Raw genomic sequence first — 18,705 nt, 5'->3', positions numbered from 1 at the left:
ACTATACTCTTGAATGACAATAATATCCAATAAGTGAACTAATCAAAAAAACTGACAAGCACACGGCTTGTCAGTTGTTAATTTTGTCCAGCACCTCGTAAAGGTCCGTTAATTGTTGAATCTCGTAGGAAGGCACTACTTCGTTCCGTTCCTTTTGCTCTCTGTTGATCCATACAGATTTGATTCCGGCACGGTTGGCCCCGAGGATATCAGTATTCAGGTTGTCGCCGACCATGATGGCCTCATCTGCTTGTAAGCCCGTTAGAGACAAAGTATGTTCGAAAATCCCTTTGTCAGGCTTTCCTTTTCCATAACCGCCGGAGATAATGATCTGGTCAAAATATGGCACCAGTTCCGGAGTGATCGTCAGCTTTGTATTTTGCAGGTCTGGAGATCCGTTTGTAATCAGCACCAGACGATAGTCTTTTTTTAATGTGTCCAATACTTCGAATGTATCGTCATAGACAAAGGGGACTTTTCGGCGGTTTTGTGGAAAAAGCTCGCCCAGCTCGGAGCCTAGATCCGGATCATCTATGCCCAATTGTTTTAATCCCAATGTCCACGCATTTTTACGGTATTCAGGAACAATTTCGCTCATCTTTTTAAAATCTTCCGTCTCATCCAGGAAGTTTCCCCATAACCCTTCAAAAGGGTTGATGCCGATCATTTGGGTAAAAGGGAAAGTTTCATAGGAAGAATAGAGCTCCCTTGCATTCTCTCGTACTACTTCTTCCAATTGGTCCGGATCTAATCCGCACCGTTCTTCGGCAACTTTACAAGTTGCAGCAAAAGCTTCTTTTACACTTTTTTGATCCCATAAAAGTGTGTCATCTAAATCGAAAAAAATAGCTTTGATCATTATTCTCCCCACTTTAAGTTGTTAATTTAATCTACATTCATTTTACCCATAGAATAGGCAAAAGTCATGGGCTAAAAAAATATGTATTTGTTAGTTCGATAATTTTAGATTATATAAAATATAACAATTTTTACACTTTAAAGTATAGTTAATATAATTACACCCTTTCTTATTGCAAAATACTGGTTGATTTTAATACGGCATAAATTTTGCATGTGATATAGGTAGAATTAAATGTAATCGCTTTACTTAAAGGTGAATTGTGGGACTGTAGGAATAAAGTATGTCCAAGTAAAAAGGGAGGGGATTTATAAAAAACGAGGATTTCCAGTTTTCGGAATATATTAATAAAGGAGAAACCATATGAGTCTATTATCTTTAACTTGGACAGTTACAATCGTTCTCAGTGTTTTCTTTATTGGTATGTCATTACTTTTTACAAAAAAGGCCAGCACCAGTTTTACCAATTTTGCTATCGCCGGTGGAACATTGCCATTCATCCTGCTCTTATTTACTGACATTGCCACAATTATGGGTGTAGGTAACTTTGTGGGCCATTCCTCCAAGGGATATGAAATCGGTTTGGCCAATATCCCGTTTGTTGTTGGGGAGCAGGGGGCAAAGATTTTGTTTGCCTTGGTGTTTGCGGGTTTCGCTGCAAAATTTACTTATAAAACACTGGCAGAATTAATGAATGACCTGTTGCTACGTGATAAAATTTCCCGTGCGTTGGTCGGGCTTTTAACCTCTTCCATTATGATTGCATGGGTTGGAGGACAGGCAAAAGGAATGGGAGACTTATTTTCAGTCTTTACGGGAATGGATCCGATCCCTATGATTGTGGTATTTTCAGGTGTGTTCATTCTCTATACATTAATTGGTGGTATGTACTCTGTGGTATGGACAGATTTAATCCAGGGGGCGTTGCTCATTGCCATTGCCATTTGGATTTATGTAAAGGTTTTTGCCAAAGTTAATTTTAGCATTTCCGAATTAAAAACAAGTCTTGGGGATGTAGGTGCCGGACAGTTGGCAGAAATGACCTTGTCTTTCGGAGAAGTATTCACTTTATTTTTGACTGGAACTTTGGGAGTACTTGCCGCGCAAGTTTATTGGCAGCGCTGTTTTGCTGCAAAAAAGCCGAAGGATGCCAGTCGGGCAATGTTTTACAGTGGAATCGTTGCAATTATTTTTACATGTTTAGCGACCTTGTCCGGTTTGGTAGTAAAAGCCACTAATCCGGACCTGGATGCCAGTCAGGCGATCTCATGGTTGATTTTAGAAGAGATGACTCAATTTGTAGCGTTGGGTTTCTTTATCCTTATTTATCTTGCGGCTATTTCGAGTGCATCTTCCCTGCTGCATTCCGCTGCAGTTGTTATTACAAATGATTTGGTCATTCCCAATTCAAAAGTAAGAAATGATGACTTTTATATTAAATTTACGCGTTGGTGTATACTTATCGTCGGTATTTTCTCTGTAGGGGCAGCGGTTTGGGCACAGTCAATTATTGGCTTGTTCAGCCTCGCCTATACAATGGCCGGCGGGGGTGTTATACCTGTCCTGATCATCGGATTGCTTTGGAAACGAAGAAAACAGGAAGCCTTTGGTATGGGTAGACAAAATAGTGGAGTATCTGTATGGGGCGGAAGGGTCGGCTTGGTTTCTGGTGCCGTTGCATCCCTAGCTTTTGGGATTTTGTGGGGAGTGCTCATTTCAGCTATTTTGACTATTATGCTGTCTCTTTTACTTCCGACAGACCGTGACTCCCAATTGCCGGAAGAATCTGTGGCACAATAGTACAGTTATTTTAATGGAAGGTGATAAAAGCCCGCTACTTAAATAGGGGGCTTTTCACCGATTATAGCCAACATGGATTAAAAGATCTTAAATGCTCAATCCTTTTAGTTTAATAGACAAAGATTGTTTAAAAAAATTTGCATTAAGATGTTTTAATGGGATTTTTTCTATACAGCTAGGAGAATTCGCTCTTGAAAATTTTAGGGAATAGTATAATTGCAACTTTAATTATTGCGTTTATCATCGGTCAGTTTTTTCCTAATCAATTTTTGGTTGTTGTTTACACGGTTTTAACAGCGGTAGTAGCTATTGTCAGTTTAAAATATAGTAAAGGGCTTCCGCGAATGTTTGGGATTGTCATGGTTCTTTTGGGTAGCAGTATTTTTCTTTACCAGCAGCAACCTCTTGGTATATGGGCAGAGGGAATAACTAAAAATTTGCCTCTTGTTTGCTTGGTTGTTATTGTTCCAATTTTAGGTATTCCAATCGGATTAGGTAATTATCATCAGCACTTGGCGGGGGCCATATCAAGATTTAATCGAAAGCCGGATTTATTGTATTTGTTAATTACAGGTCTCTTTTCGCTTATCGGACCGATTACAAACCTTGGTTCTTTGTACATCATCCATGCGATGCTGGAAAATGTAAAACCCCCAAATGCTTTATTGGGAAGGGCTTATGTTCGTGGATTTACATCAGTTCATACATGGTCACCATATTTTGCCTCAGTTATTTTAGTCGTCTATTCACTTAACATACCGATTTACCAATATTTGCCATATGGAATCATATTAAGTTTCTTTCAAATATCCGTAGCGTATTATCTTTTTAGATATGTTGAGATGCGACACATTAAAGTAAAGGACTTTGAAAGTGGCCAATATATCAATATTAAGATGTTGTATGAGCTTTTTGCCGTCCTTCTGTTATTAACGGGGTTTATTTTTTTATTTGAACCGTTCGTTCAACTGAATGCAAGTGTGCTTATTTCAATAATCGTTCTTGTCTTTGCTTTTCTTTGGACTGCCTATTTATGTTTTCTGAAGCATTTCTTTAAGGAAATCAATGAATATCGTAAAAAAATACTCCCGGGTAAGGCGAATGAAGTGAATCTGCTATTGACCGCAGGTTTTTTTGGAGTGGTGTTGTCAAAAACACCAATATCCAATTATATTCACAGTGTGTGGGTTGGCTTGGCAAACAAGTCAGTTTTTCTATTGATTATTATGACGATTACCATTATTGCCTTTTTTTCTTTTATCGGTGTCCATCAAATTGTGACGATCAGTGCGATTGTGGCAACGGTTTCATATGATCAATTAGCGGTGCACGGCTTGGTCATGGCCATGATGCTGCTAAGTGCATGGGGTGTTGCGACGACTATTTCCCCGATATCACCGGTAACTACGGCTGTTTCATCCCTTATAAAGGAGAATGTATTTAAAATTACCATCAGGTGGAATTTGCTTTATGCAATATTCCTTTTGTTGGTCCATTCCATTGTTATATACTGTATCCATTTATTTTTGTTCAGTTGATGAAGCCTTCTGTACTCTTGTTTATGAGAGAATAGAAGGTTATTTATTGTTTATAAAAAATGTAAAAAAATCCATAAATATTATATTTTTTATAAAAAGAGATTGCTTAACCTCTTTTTCAATAGTGTAATCCCTTGGCATAATTTTTGCATTGAATAATATTAGGTATTAAAAACAATTCGTTCTTTGGAGGCGGCAGCAAGTGAGTTATAAGGTAATTGTCGCAGGCGGTGGGTTGATTGGAGTTTCAACCGCCTATTATCTAGCAAAATCAGGAGTGGACGTTACCCTTGTTGATTCGAAAGATATTGCAGCGGGAACTTCAGGGGCTTGTGACCGGGCCATTATGCTCCAGTCGAAAAAGCCGGGGCCTACGCTAAACCTCTCCATTAAAAGTGCCAATCTGTATAAAGATCTGGAAGCGGAGCTTGAAGCGGATCTTGAATATAGAAAATGTGGTGGAATGATCATTATTGAAACAATGCAAGAAATGAAGGCAATGGAGGATATGGTCGAACGGCAACGGAAAGCTGGAATTGATGTCCGTCTTATATCGGGGGATGAAGCTCGCCAGCGACAACCGGGTTTGTCAAAAAATATTCTGGGTTCAACCTTTTGGGAACATGATGCGGAAGTAAACCCGTTATATGTTTGTTTTGCCATGGCCAGGGCAGCTCAACGATTGGGTGCCGAAATCAGATTGCAGTCCCCGGTGACAGGCCTGATTACTGAAAATGACCGCGTCATTGGAGTTGATGTGTCCGGTGAAAGGCTATATGCCGATGCTGTGGTAGTGGCGCTGGGTGTGTGGACTCCATTACTGTTAAAAGAAATAGGGATTGACGTCCCGATCATTCCCCGTCGTGGTCAGATCCTTGTCTCTGAAAGGATTGATGCTTTTGTTAATTATGGTTTCTTGAGTGCTTCTTATATTGCAAACAAGCTAAAAGGGAATCAAAAGGATGACCCTTTTGGGATAGGGTTGGCTTTAGGACAAACCCGCAGTGGAACATTGTTGATTGGCGGTTCCCGCCAGTTTGCCGGATATAATACGGAAACAAATCCAGAGATCACGCGGAAAATAGGAGAGGCAGCTGTACGTGCTTTTCCACAGTTGGCCAATGTGAGGATTATCAGGACATTTGCCGGCCTTCGCCCCTTTACACCTGATAATATGCCTATTCTCGGACCGGTTGATGGGATCGATGGTTTGTATATAGCCGCTGGCCACGAAGGCGACGGAATAGCACTTGCTCCGATTTCAGGAAAAATAATGGCGCAAGTTGTATGTGGAGAAGAGTCAAATGTTGATATAAGTCCATTCTTATTGAGCCGCTTCAACAAAAACAACTCTGGTGCTAAGGGAGTGGATGAAAAATGCATGGTTCCTTCCGATTAAACACCTTGGAAGAAAAACAAAAGATCGAGTTCTATTTTAACAATGAGAAACTGATTGGCTATGATGGCGAACCCATAGCTGCCTCCTTGCTTGCCAACGGTATTAAAACTATCCGGAATTGTACCATCACCGGGGAAGGCAGAGGGATATTTTGTGGAATTGGCCATTGCTATGAATGCCGCGCAGAAGTAGATGGAGTTCCCAATGTCCGCACGTGCCTTACCCCAAACAGGGAAGGGGCCAGGGTGCTTTCGCCAAGTTCTTCTCAAGTAAGGGAGCAATCGGAAAATGAAAGTTGATGTTGTTATAATCGGAGCCGGTCCCTCAGGCCTTACCGCCGCAATAGAATTAATCCACCATGGTTTATCCGTAGCCGTTATTGATGAATACTATCGGCCAGGTGGCAGACTGCTTGGGCAGCATTATGAGGATCCTAAAGCGCCGCCGGATGAAAGGATTTGGAATGGAAAGGAAATTGCAGAACAGCTGGCAGAAAAAGCTCGTAATCTTGGTGTCCATATTTTTACTGAAGTGACCGCTTGGTCCGTTAGTCGAGAGTGGAAGATAGATTTAACCGGTGCCAATGTAAAAGCGGTTTTTTCAAAAGTACTGTTATTGGCCACTGGCTCTATAGAAAAAGCTTTGCCTATTCCCGGCTGGACATTACCGGGAGCGGTGAGCATTGGAGCGGCCCAGACGTTTACAAATCTGCATCATGTGGCTGTCGGAAAAAAAGTGATGATTGTAGGGGTCGATCCATTATCACTGTCTGTCATGATGGAAATGAAAAATGCAGGAATCGATGTAGCTGGTATGGTGCTGCCGCCGCTTTCACCCGCTTTGGGCCAAAATGATTCACCCAAGCGGGCGCTCAAGCGGCTTAAGGATGTTGTTGACCTTGCTCCCAATCTTTTCATGCGTGCCGCTGGGAAGATCGCTTTGAGCAAGTTCCCGAATTTAACAGCCCAGGCGTTGAGGTTCAATTTTTTAAAGGTGAATGGTGTTCCTATTCATTTCCGCAAATCGATTGTAAGGATTGAAGGAGATAAACAAGTAGAAGCCGTAATGCTGCAATCCATATCTGTTGATGGACACCCGACAGGGAAGGTTGAACGGGTCGAAATGGATGCAGTCTGTTTATCCGCCGGCCTTTATCCAATGGTTGACCTGGCGCAAACAGCGGGCTGTCCACTCGTCGAAATCCCTGAATTGGGAGGTGCGGTCCCGTTACATGGTTCGGATATGTCTACTCCAGTAAGAGGATTATATGTAGCAGGAAATATTACCGGCATTGAAGGGGCAAAAGTTGCAATGGCACAGGGGAAGCTAGCTGCAGTCACGATTCTCAAATCTATGGGTAGGCAAAGTTCATTGACAGTGAATGAAGCAATGGTGGAAGTAAAGAAAGCAAGGGAAATGTCGCCGCTTCGTTTTCTTCCTAAAATCGAGGAAGGGCGTTCTAAGATGGAAGAGGTATGGAAGAAAGAAGGCATTATATGAATGATTTAATTATTTGCCGGTGTGAAAGCGTCTGTTTATCGGAAGTTTTGGATGCAATAGCTGGAGGAGCCAATAGTGTCCCTGGAATTAAAAAAAGGGTCAGAATCGGTATGGGCTATTGTCAAGGAAGAGTTTGCCAGCCGATTGTCCGTGATATTCTGGAATCAAATATAGATCATGAAACAAAACCGCCGCTTCAGAGGGCGCAGACCCCAGTCCGACCTGTGTTGTTAGGTGATATTATTAGGAAATAAAAAGAAAATTAATTTTACTGTTTGGAGGGAAATGGATGTACTTACATGGAACCGCATCGATCAATGATGACGGCCATCTTGAAATTGGCGGATGCGACACAGTGGAACTTGTAAAAGAATATGGTACTCCGTTATATATCTATGACGTAGAGCTGATCAGGGCTCGTGCGCGTGCTTTTAAAGAGATGTTTGAAAAATATGAGGTGAAATCACAGGTCGCATACGCCAGCAAAGCCTTCTCATCTATCGCAATGTACCAGCTTGCTCAAGAAGAGGGTCTTTCGTTGGATGTCGTCTCGGGAGGAGAACTATATACAGCTATGGCTGCGAAGTTTCCTGTAGAAAAAATTCATTTTCACGGAAACAACAAAAGTGAAGAGGAATTGGAAATGGCGTTGGATTACAAAATTGGCTGCATCGTCGTTGATAACTTCCACGAACTCCACATGCTTCATCATTTATGCCGGCAGAGGAAGCAAAACGTGAATATACTGCTGCGGGTAACACCCGGTATTGAAGCCCATACACATGATTATATCCTCACCGGGCAGGAGGATTCGAAGTTCGGCTTTGACCTAAAGAATGGCCAGGCAGAAACAGCGCTCGCCATCTCCCTAGATAGCGGATATTTGAATCTGCTTGGAATCCATTGCCATATCGGATCGCAAATTTTTGAAACGGCCGGGTTTGTGATGGCGGCCAAGAAGGTTTTGGAAAAATTAAATGAATGGAAAGACGAATATGGCTTTATTCCTGAGGTTCTGAATCTCGGAGGTGGATTCGGAATCCGCTATACGGAAGAGGATAAGCCGCTGTCTCCGGAACAGTATGTCGAAGAGATGATCATCGAAGTGAGGAAGGAAACAGAACTGCTATCGTTCCCAATGCCTGAAATCTGGATCGAACCTGGAAGGTCGATTGTCGGGGATGCAGGCACAACCCTGTACACTGTGGGCTCCCGAAAGGAAGTGCAGAATGTAAGGAAATATGTGGCGGTTGACGGCGGGATGAGCGACAATATTAGGCCGGCTTTATACGACGCAAAATATGAAGCGGTGCTTGCCAACAGGCCGTTTGATAAACAGGACGAAGTCGTCTCAATCGCAGGGAAATGTTGTGAGTCCGGTGATATGCTCATTTGGGATCTGCCAGTTCCGGCGCCTGATAAAGATGATATTTTGGCCGTTTTCTGTACGGGCGCCTACGGTTATGCCATGGCGAATAATTATAACCGTATTCCAAGACCTCCAATTGTTTTCGTTGAAAATGGAAAAAGTGTCCTCGTCGTCAAGCGGGAAACATATGAAGATCTTATAAGGCTTGATGTCCCTTTAGGGAAAAGGTCTACATTTAACATCTAAGTTAAAGAGTTTTGTTCCAGTGTGTTAATATAAATTATATAATTTATATTTTACACTGGGGGAAATAGGATGGCTGTAGGGAGCCCTATGTCACTATTGGTCGTTGGCTATCAAAAAGATATGCTGGATAAAATGGTAGAGTGGAAGAATGCTGGGATCGTTTCGCTAGTTGGCGTGTTAGATTCCTCTTCTAATCAACCGTATCAAGATATTCCCATTTTTAATTCAGCAGACCCATTGGATGAACAAGAAATTGATATCATTTTAATAGTTGGAAACGAAGAAACATTCCATAAAGAGATTGAAAATTGGAGGAAAAACAATAAATTGATATTAAGTGCGAAAACATTATGGGTTCTTGATAGAGTGGCCATGCAAAAAAGAGAAATTCAAATACTTACCGGGAAGCAAAAGTTTTATCAAACAATCTTGATGCATTCGCACGAGGGAGTGCAGTATGTTGATTCTAAAGGGATTATTCGATTTATTAACCCCTCTTTTTCGAGAATTACAAACGTGTCTTCGGAAGAAAGGCTTGGCAAGCATATTGAAGACGTATCGCCAAATGGTTCATTGAATAAAGCGTATAAAACCAGGACGCCAGTTTTTGGATATAAGTCTTCCAGTGTAGGGTCAAACGTAGAAACGGTTGCTAATGCTGCCCCCATTTTTGTTGACGGCAAATTCATCGGTGCGGTTGCCACCTTTCAAGACGTGACTGAAATAAAATACCTGACAGAAAAACTGATGGAACATGAGCAAGAGCAGAAAGTAATCAATCAGCAATCAAGTGATGGATATGAATCCAAATTTTCAATTGATCATATTATTGGGGAAAGTGAAGAGATCAAAGAGCCTGTGAGTTTGGCGAAGAGAGCGTCGCGCACCCGTTCCACTGTTTTAATAACCGGCGAAAGCGGAACGGGGAAAGAATTATTTGCCCATGCGATTCATACGGAAAGCAAGAACCATGATAAGCCTTTCGTGACCGTGAACTGTGCAGCGATTCCGGAAGAGCTGCTTGAAAGTGAGTTATTCGGGTACGAAAAAGGTGCATTTACGAACGCGATCAAGCAAAAGGTCGGCAAATTTGAGTTGGCCAATGGAGGGACCTTGTTTTTAGATGAAATTGGCGAGATGAGTCTCGCGTTACAAGTAAAGTTGTTGCGAGTTTTACAATATAGAGAGTTTGAAAGAGTTGGCGGTCTAAAAAAGGTGCATGTGGATTTTCGAATCATTGCTGCCACCAATGCCGACTTGGAAAAGTTGATATCAGAAGGCAAGTTTCGTGAGGATTTATATTATCGATTGAATGTCATCCGGCTTGAAGTGCCGCCATTGAGAAAAAGAAAGAAAGATATCCAATTATTGGTCCAGGATTTAATGGATAAGATTGCTGAAAGGATTGGATTAAATCCCATGCAGTTGACAAACAAAGGAATGTCTATGTTATGTGAATACGAATGGCCCGGAAACATTCGCGAGCTTGAAAATGTTTTGGAAAGGTTAATGAACGAGAGCAGTGCGTCTGTTATCTCGGATTCTCTTGTATTGAAACATATTCAATCGTTAATAGGCGTTACATCTTCTCAGGATGAAGTGGATTCTATCACATATCCATCAGATAATTCACTTTTACCTCTGAAAGAGGTTGAGAAAGAATATATCCGAAAAACCTTAAACCATTACGGCCATTCGTTGGAAAGTAAGAAAAAGGCAGCCCATTCCTTAGGAATATCCATTTCAACGCTTTATAATAAAATAAGAGATTATCACTTGGAATAAGATTATTTTTCAGATTGAAAGGCGGTAGATTCAATGGAAAAAAACGTGAATCTTTTGATCATGGGAGGCGATCCGCGATACCTTGAAATCATCAATCAACTGGCTTCAAAAGGAATCCGCATTTTTTTGGCCGGATTTGACCAACTAACCTTCTCTCATCCCAATATAAGCAATCAAAAGCCGGATCAGGTGGATTTTGAGCAGATCGATGCCATTCTGATCCCGTTGCATGGAACAAGTGCGGACGGTGAGATTGATGCTGATTATTCGGATGAGAACATACATTTATCTATAGAGATGCTAAAGCGGACACCGGATCATTGTGCTGTGTATACGGGCATTTCAAATGACTATTTGGATCGTATTACGAGGGAGGTTGATAGGAATCTCATCCGGTTAACCGCCCGCGATGATGTCGCTGTTTTGAACTCAATCCCTACAGCTGAAGCAGCGCTGAAAATTGCCATTGAGGAAACGGATTACACAATCCATAATGCCAATGTGATGGTACTTGGATTTGGCAGGGTTGGCGAAACTTTGGCAAGGCTGTTCTCTGCGGTAGGTGCCAATGTGAGTGTGGCTGCCAGAAAGGATGGCGACCTTGCACGCATAATGGAAATGAGACTGCGCCCTGTTCATATGGCTAACGTTGCTGATCATATGTCCGAAATCAATATATGTATTAATACAGTGCCGCATATGATATTGGATGCAGCGGTCTTATCAAAAATGTCTGCTTCCAGCCTGATTATCGATATTGCCTCCAAGCCAGGAGGGACAGATTTCAAGTTTGCCGAGGAAAAAGGCCTAAAAGCGATACATGCGCTTGGGCTGCCTGGAAAAACTGCCCCCAAGACGGGTGGTGAAATTATTAGCAAAGTATTATATAAGTTATTGGTTTAAAATTAACTAATAGTGCCTGCCATCACTTGAAACGTGTGGAAGGCACTTATTAGCGTTGAGGAGCTTAAGAAGCCAGCCAAGGGTTGCTATCTGGCAGTCCGAGATCTCTGCGGAAACAGTCAAAGCTCCCAATACCTTCGAAGCAAATAAGAGATCCATTTACAGTGAGGATGGTTGCGTAAGTTTTCCAACAATCCCTTCACTATTGCAGGGCTGAAAGTTTGCTCCAGCAGATGCTCCTTCAACAGAACCAGCGATTCCCTTTCAATCGATTCAGCCATTTCCTCGGTTTTCTCCTCAATTATTTCAAGGATCTCTTCCTTCGATGTTTTTTCATTGACGAAAAACATCTGGGTCATCTCTTTTGAAATAAAAGGTATGGTCGTATGCTTGGCCAGTATATTCGTTTTCTCTACGAGTGACTGGGACAGCATTTTCAAATCCACCGGTGCTTCACTAAATAAAAGAATCTGTGAATAAGTATTCAAAAAACCTTTTATGCAATAAATCAAATCATATTTTGTCGTTTCGATCTCTTCGCCATAAAGCCGTTCAACCATAGTCAAAATCATTTGCTCAAGTGATTTATGGTAGGAATACATTTTATTTACAAATTTCTCGTTGAGCGTATGCATCTGTTCTTTGAGAAATAATTTGGCAAAGTCCGTTTGCTGTTGAAAAGAATCAAACATTGTTTGATAAAAATCATATAAAAGGGTCTTGTTTTCTGTATTTTTGACCAGATAGTCAATATCCGATAAAACCTGCATCGTGAAATGATCAATTATCGCCAATATCAACTCATCTTTTGACTTAAAAGAAAGGTAAAAAGCTCCTTTAGAAATACCACATTGCTCTGTAATTTGCTGAATGGAAGTAGCCTCGAATCCTTGCTTCGCAAAAAGCTCCAGCGCCTTCTCCATAATCAGTTGTTTTTTTGCCATATTATCCGATCGCTCCCAACTATTCATTGACAAATGACCAGTCGGTCATTATTATAAATAACTGTAATGAACAAGTCAATTTAGGGCAGGTGTAATAGTGAACGGGTTAGTCAATTTTGTTTTGAAAAATAAACTTGCAGTATGGTTACTTACAATTATTGTTACGGTATCTGGTATTTATTCAGGGACACGAATGAAAACGGAGACGATCCCTGATATTTCCATTCCTTTCTTAATGGTGACGAGTGTGTATCCCGGAGCGACTCCTGAACAGGTCATGGAAGATGTCTCAAGGCCGATAGAGAAAGCTTCGGAAGGCCTAGACCATGTAAAAGCTGTTTATTCCAATTCCTATGCCAATATGGCGAGCATCCAGGTGGAGTACGAATACGGAATCGATATGGATGAGGCCAAACGGGAATTGAAATCTGCGTTGGAAAACGTAAAATTGCCGGAAGGGGCGGAGGAGCCGACAACATCCGCAATCAGCATGAACATGATGCCGGTGGTTGCCCTCAGTGTCAGCAGTTCAAAAGAAGACATTGTTGAATTGACTTCAACAGTAGAGGAAAGCCTGCTTCCGAAAATCGAAAAGTTGGATGGCGTGGGTTCTGCCACCATTACCGGTCAGCATATTGAAGAAGTGGACCTGACTTATAATAAAGACAAGATGAAACAATTGGACCTGACTGAAGATCAAGTCAAAGAAATGATCCAAGCAAGCAACATGGCCGTTTCATTAGGGCTTTACGAGTTTAAAGAAGGCGAGCAGGCCGTATCGATTGACGGCAAATTCATGACGGTTAAAGAACTAAAAAATATGCTAATCCCTGTCACGCCGTCAGCCGCGAATCCAACGCCATTTGTGAAACTTGGCGATATCGCGAAAATCAAGACAGTCGGCAAGGTTGAATCGATTTCCCGTACAAACGGAAAAGATGCCATTGCGATTCAAATTGTCAAAGATCAGCAGGCAAACACCGTTGACGTTGTCGATAAGGTGAAGAAGCTGATAAAAGAAGAGAAGAAGAAATACGATGGTCTTACGATTGATGTGACGCTCGACCAAGGAAAACCGATCGAGGACTCCGTGGCTACAATGATTGAAAAAGCGTTATTTGGCGGATTGATTGCTATATTGATCATCCTTCTTTTCCTGAGAGATATTAAATCAACGCTCATTTCTATCATCTCAATTCCAGTATCCATATTCATGGCGCTGCTACTCCTCCACTGGATGGACATCACGCTGAATATTATGACGCTTGGGGCGGTTACAGTCGCGATCGGCCGGGTCATCGATGATTCGATTGTCGTTGTTGAAAATATTTACCGGCGTTTGCATTTAAAAGAGGAAAAATTGACAGGTCGCGCTCTTATACGTGAAGCGACGATTGAAATGTTCAAGCCGATTATGTCATCAACATTAGTTACGGTTGCTGTATTTGCCCCGATGATTTTTGTCGGCGGTATGGTCGGTGAATTGTTCATGCCATTCGCTTTGACGATGGCATTTGCGCTCGGTGCTTCGTTACTTGTGGCGATTACGATTGTGCCGGCACTTTCACATTTCTTGTTTAAAAAGAAATTATACGGTGAAAAAACCGACAAGAGCCATAAAGGACCAGGTAAGCTGGCAAATGGGTATAAAGGTTTCCTTAACAAGGTGCTTAACCACAAAATCATTGCATCAATCCTGGCCATTGCCTTATTGGCGGGCAGTTTGGCATTAACGCCGCTCATTGGTTTCAGTTTTATGGGAAGTGACGAAGAGAAAGTGATGTACTTGACGTACACGCCAAAAGCAGGTGAACTTCGTGAGGACACCCTAGAAAATGTTCGAGTCGTCGAAGATAAGATGTTGAAACGCGATGATATAGATATCGTTCAAGTATCCGTCACGGAAACCGGGGACCCGTCAGCTGTCATGATGGGCGGAGGGGCAGGCGGTGCCTTAATGTACCTGATTTTTGACCCCGACATGGAAAATTTCCCGGAAGTGAAAGAGAAAGTGGAAAAATATATAACTACGCTGGATCAATCGGGTTCTTGGAAAAGCCAGGACTTCTCCTCAATGTCTGGCTCAACCAATGAAGTGAGTTATACACTCTACAGCGAAAGTTTAGATAAGCTGAATGAATCGGTTAAACAAGTAGAAAAGATTATGGAGAAAAACACTGGGCTGAAAGATGTTACCTCCAGTGCCGAGGAAGCTTTTGTGGAATATACATTCCGCGTTGAACAGGCTGAGTTGCTTAAATATGGATTAACAACGGGTCAGCTTGTAATGATGCTGAATCCGCAAAAAACTAAAGACGTGTTAACGACGGTGGAAAAGGACGGAAACTCTTTAGATGTCATCGTCCAGCAGGAACAAACCTCCCAGCCGGAATCCGCCGATGAAATGTTGGATAGGAAAATCCCGACAGCGCTTGGCAATACAGTACCGCTTTCGGATCTTGTCGAAGTGAAGAAAGGGTCTACGTACAATACGCTTGACCGCAGCAAGGGTGAATTCTATGCAACAGTTTCGGGGACAGTTAAAGGAGACGATATTTCAAAAGTAACTTCCCAGATTGGTAAAAAAGTAGATCAGTTGAAATTTCCGAAAGGTGTAACAGTCGAGACTTCCGGAGTGCAGGCGGATATGGAGGAAACATTTACACAGCTGGGTGTGGCCATGGCCGCTGCCGTTGCCATCGTGTATTTTATCCTTGTAGTCACCTTCCATGAAGGTGTAGCGCCGTTTTCGATTTTGTTCTCACTTCCGTTTACCGTTATCGGAGCTTTTGCCGGCTTGTATCTTGCCGGAGAAACCATATCAGTCTCCGTCATGATGGGATTATTGATGCTGATCGGTATCGTTGTGACGAACGCCATCGTTCTGGTCGACCGGATCGTCCGTATGGAAAGAGCAGGATTGACGATGCGCCAGGCGGTTTTGGAGGCTGGGGCAACACGTCTCCGTCCAATCCTGATGACCGCAATCGCTACAATTGGTGCGCTTATCCCATTGGCACTTGGCAATGGCGGTGGAGGCCTGATTTCAAGAGGCCTTGGAATTACCGTTATCGGCGGGTTGGCAAGTTCAACGCTACTTACTTTGATTGTGGTACCGATTGTCTATGAAGTATTATCCAAGCTCTTCAAGAAAAATCGTAGAGAAATAGAAGAGAATTAATAGAATAAGCCCTGCAGGTGGAAATAGACCTGCAGGGCTTTTTTATTGTGGGAATGATGGCTAATGCTGTGTCAGGTGTATGCGTAATAATGATATTATAGAAATAGTGGAATAGTCTGCAGAGTTGTTTTATTATTTTTACAAAGTTTGCCGGCAAAAAAGCCGGTACACTATTAAGAAAAAGTTATGGCAAGGCTTAAAAATATAATGAAAAGGGGATTCATATGGAACTAGGATTAGCAGGTAAGGTTGCACTTATCACAGGTTCGAGCAGAGGGATTGGCTTGGAAACAGCTCTTTTTTTAGTGAGAGAAGGGGCTAAGGTAACCATTTGTGCACGAAATGAGGATCGATTAAAAGAGGCCGCGGCTCATATATTGGAGCAGACTGGGAAAGAAGTGTTTTACATAGCAGCGGATGTTACTAAGGAAGAAGATTGCCAAAAGGCAGTGGCTTCCACGGTTAAAAAATATGGACGCTTGGACATTTTAGTCAATAATGCGGGGACGTCTCAGGCACATCCGTTTGAAAAAGTGGATGCCGATCTATGGCAGCAAGACCTTGATTTGAAGCTTTTTGGTGCAATTCATTGTTCCCGATCCGCTATACCGCATATGAGAGAGGCTGGCGGAGGGGCAATCGTCAATGTGACTGCTGTGCTTGGAAAGACACCGCCTGCTTCCTCATTGCCTACCACGGTAAGCAGAGCGGCGGGCATGGCCCTAACAAAAGCAATGAGCAAGGACCTTGGTCCAGACAACATTCGAGTAAATACAGTATGTATTGGCTTGATTCGAAGCGAGCAGGTCGAAAAAATGTGGAAGAACCAGAACCCGGAGATGTCATGGGAAGAATTTTCAAAGAGAGAACGTCAAATTCCGCTGGGACGTATCGGAAATACTGACGAAGCAGCTAAGGTCATCACTTTCCTTGTTTCAGATGCGGCTTCCTATGTCACAGGTACATCCGTGAATATTGATGGTGGAATGGTAGGAACTTTGTAATTAAAAAATGTTTGCTGCTTGCCAGCAAAGGCCTTCAGATGATGAAGGCCTTTTTTAGTTAGTGAGCAAGGCGCTTGCGCCTTTTTTGGAGTGTGGTAATTGATGTAACCGGGTATCCTATGCAGCAAGGAGCGTGATGATATGGACACTTTTTGCCCGGAAATCTGGCCGGAAGACTCTACCCCGGCATCCCAGAAGAATTGCAGGGATTGCGGTTTATTCGAACAAGGGTCGCGGATGATATGGGGAGAAGGGAATCCGAAAGCGCCTATCATGATTATTCTGGATAATCCCGGCGCACGCGAAGATCGCGAAGGGAACCCGATGGTCTGCGGAACGCGGCAGACATTGCAGAGAGCGGCCCATGAAGCTGGTTTGGATAAAGATGAGATATATGTAACCTATATTTTAAAAAGAAGGCCTATCCGCGCATATGACAAAGAGAAGACGCGAGCCATCTGCATGCATCATTTAGAAGAACAGCTGCAACACCATAAGCCCAAACTTCTTGCCTGTCTGGGGAATGTCGCTGTGCAATCCTTTTTTCGGAATCCGGAGCTCGATGTAAAAGAATTGAGAGGCAATTGGTACGAGGTGAATGGCTTCTGGACAACCGTGGCTTACCATCCGCTTGCTGCTAGACGCAGACCCAATTTATACCCTCTACTACTTCAAGACTTTCAGCTTGTTGCGGAGGAGTGGGATAAGTTGAAAGTATAATCTTTACTTGAATTTCCGGGTTTGCACAAACGGGTCATGGCGAGAATTGCACAAACCAGGTGATCAATTGCACGAACTGGATGGCTAATTGCACGAGTTTGACCCCGTATTGCACGAATACCATAGCTAATTGCACGAATCCTGCTTGGGATTGAACGCTTCTGTTATAACTACTGCAGATTTAATCTGTATATTCAAATGTTTGCATGCTATCATTCAATTAATACGGAGGTATAGAACTTTGAATGAGCAGCGTTGGCTTTCCCAGAATTATTTTGTGTTTTTTATTACATGGGGTGTATTTTTACCATACTGGACAGGGTGGCTTGTACAGGCAAAGGGAATGGATGTGACAGAGGCAAGCCTGATCATGGGTTTCGGTTTAGTTGCTCGAGGAGCGTCTACGTTGTTTGGCTTCCCCATTTTGTATAAATATTGGAGCAGCCACCGTGTGATCCTTTTTTTGACGTTGATGTCACTTGCGGCGACCGTCCTTTATATTCCTTCCTCTTCATTCAGCATACTTCTGTTTGTGACCATCGTGTTTAATGCCGTTTATCCTGCCTTGCTGCCCGCGATTGAAAGTGCAGCGGGTGTGTTGGTGCAGCAGGGCAATGTTCATTATGGAAAAAGTCGATTGTATGGATCGGTAGGCTTTGTTGTTTCCGTGTTTATCATCAGCCTGATCACTGGGCTATGGGGAGAACAAGCAATTTTATGGAGCATGGTGGTCGGTCTTTCATTTGTGCTTATTATGAGCAGTCTGCCGACACCGGCTGTGCTGATGGAAAATCCTGAGATGAAAAATCCTAAGGAGACACGATCTGCACGGGGGTTATGGAAGGTGAAAAGCTTCCCTATTGTGCTGCTGGTCGTCGTATTACTTCAAGGGGCGCATGCCTCTTACTATAATTACGGATATATTTATTTGCAGGATTTAAATGTAAGCACTTATTATATTGGAATTATCCTTAATGTAGCGGTCATTTTTGAAATATTCTATTTTGCAAAGGCAGATCATTGGTGTAAAAACTTGCGGACTTCTTCACTGCTGTTAATAGCTGCTGCAGGTTCCACTTTGCGTTGGCTGCTTGCATTCGTCATCCCGAATGTATGGGTCTTTATTTTATCTCAAAGCTTGCATGCCGTCTCTTTTGGCGTGGCGCATTTTGCATTTATCCGCTATGTCACGGATCATCTGCCGAAGCAGCAAATTCCAAATGCACAGGGGATCTATTCTGCTCTGGCATTAAGCTGGAGCACAGCGGTACTGACTGTGGCAGGAGGGTTTTTGTATGATATTTCTCCGGGGTTATCGTTTTTGGGGATGTGCGCGTTTACTGTGCCTGCACTATTAATTATCTTTGTGACAAGAAAAAGGTTCTCATATTAACCTCTAGCACTTATGAATATTCGTCAATGCCAAAAATAAAGCAGGTGAAGGAAAAACGAATGGT

General features: G+C 42.6%; 15 protein-coding genes. 13 read left to right on the top strand and 2 right to left on the bottom strand.

What is annotated here, in order from left to right:
• Positions 1–70: 70 nt before the first annotated feature.
• Positions 71–859, bottom strand: coding sequence for an HAD family hydrolase (locus tag D4T97_RS17455; RefSeq protein WP_126052094.1), 789 nt, complete (start codon positions 857–859; stop codon positions 71–73).
• Between the two features lie 363 nt (positions 860–1,222).
• Between D4T97_RS17455 and D4T97_RS17450 the strand changes: the two genes are divergently transcribed.
• The 9 genes from D4T97_RS17450 to dpaA all read left to right on the top strand — a co-directional run bounded on the left by D4T97_RS17450 (position 1,223) and on the right by dpaA (position 11,399).
• The gene (locus D4T97_RS17450) at positions 1,223–2,659 is read left to right on the top strand and encodes a sodium:solute symporter family protein (RefSeq protein WP_126052056.1); all 1,437 of its coding nucleotides are present in this window, start codon (positions 1,223–1,225) and stop codon (positions 2,657–2,659) included.
• Positions 2,660–2,850: 191 nt separating this feature from the next.
• Positions 2,851–4,197: a hypothetical protein gene (locus D4T97_RS17445; RefSeq protein WP_126052055.1), complete on the top strand. Its 1,347-nt coding sequence runs from the start codon at positions 2,851–2,853 to the stop codon at positions 4,195–4,197.
• Between the two features lie 202 nt (positions 4,198–4,399).
• Positions 4,400–5,596: an NAD(P)/FAD-dependent oxidoreductase gene (locus tag D4T97_RS17440; RefSeq protein ID WP_126052054.1), complete on the top strand. Its 1,197-nt coding sequence runs from the start codon at positions 4,400–4,402 to the stop codon at positions 5,594–5,596.
• Complete coding sequence (locus D4T97_RS17435; RefSeq protein ID WP_126052053.1) at positions 5,575–5,895, top strand: (2Fe-2S)-binding protein; 321 nt, start codon at positions 5,575–5,577, stop codon at positions 5,893–5,895. The genes D4T97_RS17440 and D4T97_RS17435 overlap by 22 nt, the downstream gene beginning before the upstream one ends.
• Positions 5,885–7,096 (top strand): NAD(P)/FAD-dependent oxidoreductase, encoded by a 1,212-nt coding sequence (locus tag D4T97_RS17430; RefSeq protein ID WP_126052052.1) that lies wholly within the window; start codon positions 5,885–5,887, stop codon positions 7,094–7,096. Before D4T97_RS17435 ends, D4T97_RS17430 begins: the two co-directional genes overlap by 11 nt.
• The gene (locus tag D4T97_RS17425) at positions 7,093–7,350 is read left to right on the top strand and encodes a (2Fe-2S)-binding protein (RefSeq protein WP_126052093.1); all 258 of its coding nucleotides are present in this window, start codon (positions 7,093–7,095) and stop codon (positions 7,348–7,350) included. The genes D4T97_RS17430 and D4T97_RS17425 overlap by 4 nt, the downstream gene beginning before the upstream one ends.
• A 35-nt stretch (positions 7,351–7,385) precedes the next feature.
• Positions 7,386–8,711, top strand: coding sequence for a diaminopimelate decarboxylase (lysA, locus tag D4T97_RS17420; protein ID WP_126052051.1), 1,326 nt, complete (start codon positions 7,386–7,388; stop codon positions 8,709–8,711).
• A 69-nt stretch (positions 8,712–8,780) separates the two neighbouring features.
• Positions 8,781–10,496: a sigma-54 interaction domain-containing protein gene (locus tag D4T97_RS17415; protein ID WP_126052050.1), complete on the top strand. Its 1,716-nt coding sequence runs from the start codon at positions 8,781–8,783 to the stop codon at positions 10,494–10,496.
• A 33-nt stretch (positions 10,497–10,529) separates the two neighbouring features.
• Entirely contained in the window at positions 10,530–11,399 is an 870-nt protein-coding gene (gene dpaA, locus D4T97_RS17410; protein ID WP_126052049.1) for a dipicolinic acid synthetase subunit A, read from the top strand.
• 119 nt (positions 11,400–11,518) lie between these two features.
• Here the strand turns inward: dpaA and D4T97_RS17405 are convergent, their stop codons facing one another.
• Positions 11,519–12,343: a TetR/AcrR family transcriptional regulator gene (locus D4T97_RS17405; RefSeq protein ID WP_126052048.1), complete on the bottom strand. Its 825-nt coding sequence runs from the start codon at positions 12,341–12,343 to the stop codon at positions 11,519–11,521.
• A gap of 97 nt (positions 12,344–12,440) precedes the next feature.
• On the opposite strand from D4T97_RS17405, the gene D4T97_RS17400 reads away from it, so the two are divergent.
• The 4 genes from D4T97_RS17400 (at position 12,441) to D4T97_RS17385 (ending at position 18,641) form a co-directional block, all read left to right on the top strand.
• On the top strand, positions 12,441–15,524 hold the full coding sequence (locus D4T97_RS17400) for an efflux RND transporter permease subunit (RefSeq protein WP_126052047.1): 3,084 nt from the start codon (positions 12,441–12,443) through the stop codon (positions 15,522–15,524).
• 224 nt (positions 15,525–15,748) lie between these two features.
• Complete coding sequence (locus D4T97_RS17395; protein WP_126052046.1) at positions 15,749–16,528, top strand: SDR family NAD(P)-dependent oxidoreductase; 780 nt, start codon at positions 15,749–15,751, stop codon at positions 16,526–16,528.
• Between the two features lie 141 nt (positions 16,529–16,669).
• Positions 16,670–17,248, top strand: coding sequence for a uracil-DNA glycosylase (locus D4T97_RS17390; RefSeq protein WP_126052045.1), 579 nt, complete (start codon positions 16,670–16,672; stop codon positions 17,246–17,248).
• Between the two features lie 241 nt (positions 17,249–17,489).
• Entirely contained in the window at positions 17,490–18,641 is a 1,152-nt protein-coding gene (locus D4T97_RS17385) for an MFS transporter (RefSeq protein WP_126052044.1), read from the top strand.
• The last annotated feature ends 64 nt before the right edge of the window (positions 18,642–18,705 follow it).

It is taken from the genome of Siminovitchia acidinfaciens (assembly GCF_003605385.1).
GTDB classification, from domain to species: domain Bacteria; phylum Bacillota; class Bacilli; order Bacillales; family Bacillaceae_C; genus Siminovitchia; species Siminovitchia acidinfaciens.
The sequence above is the reverse complement of the archived record's forward strand: the minus strand, read 5'-3'. Positions and strand labels throughout refer to the sequence as shown.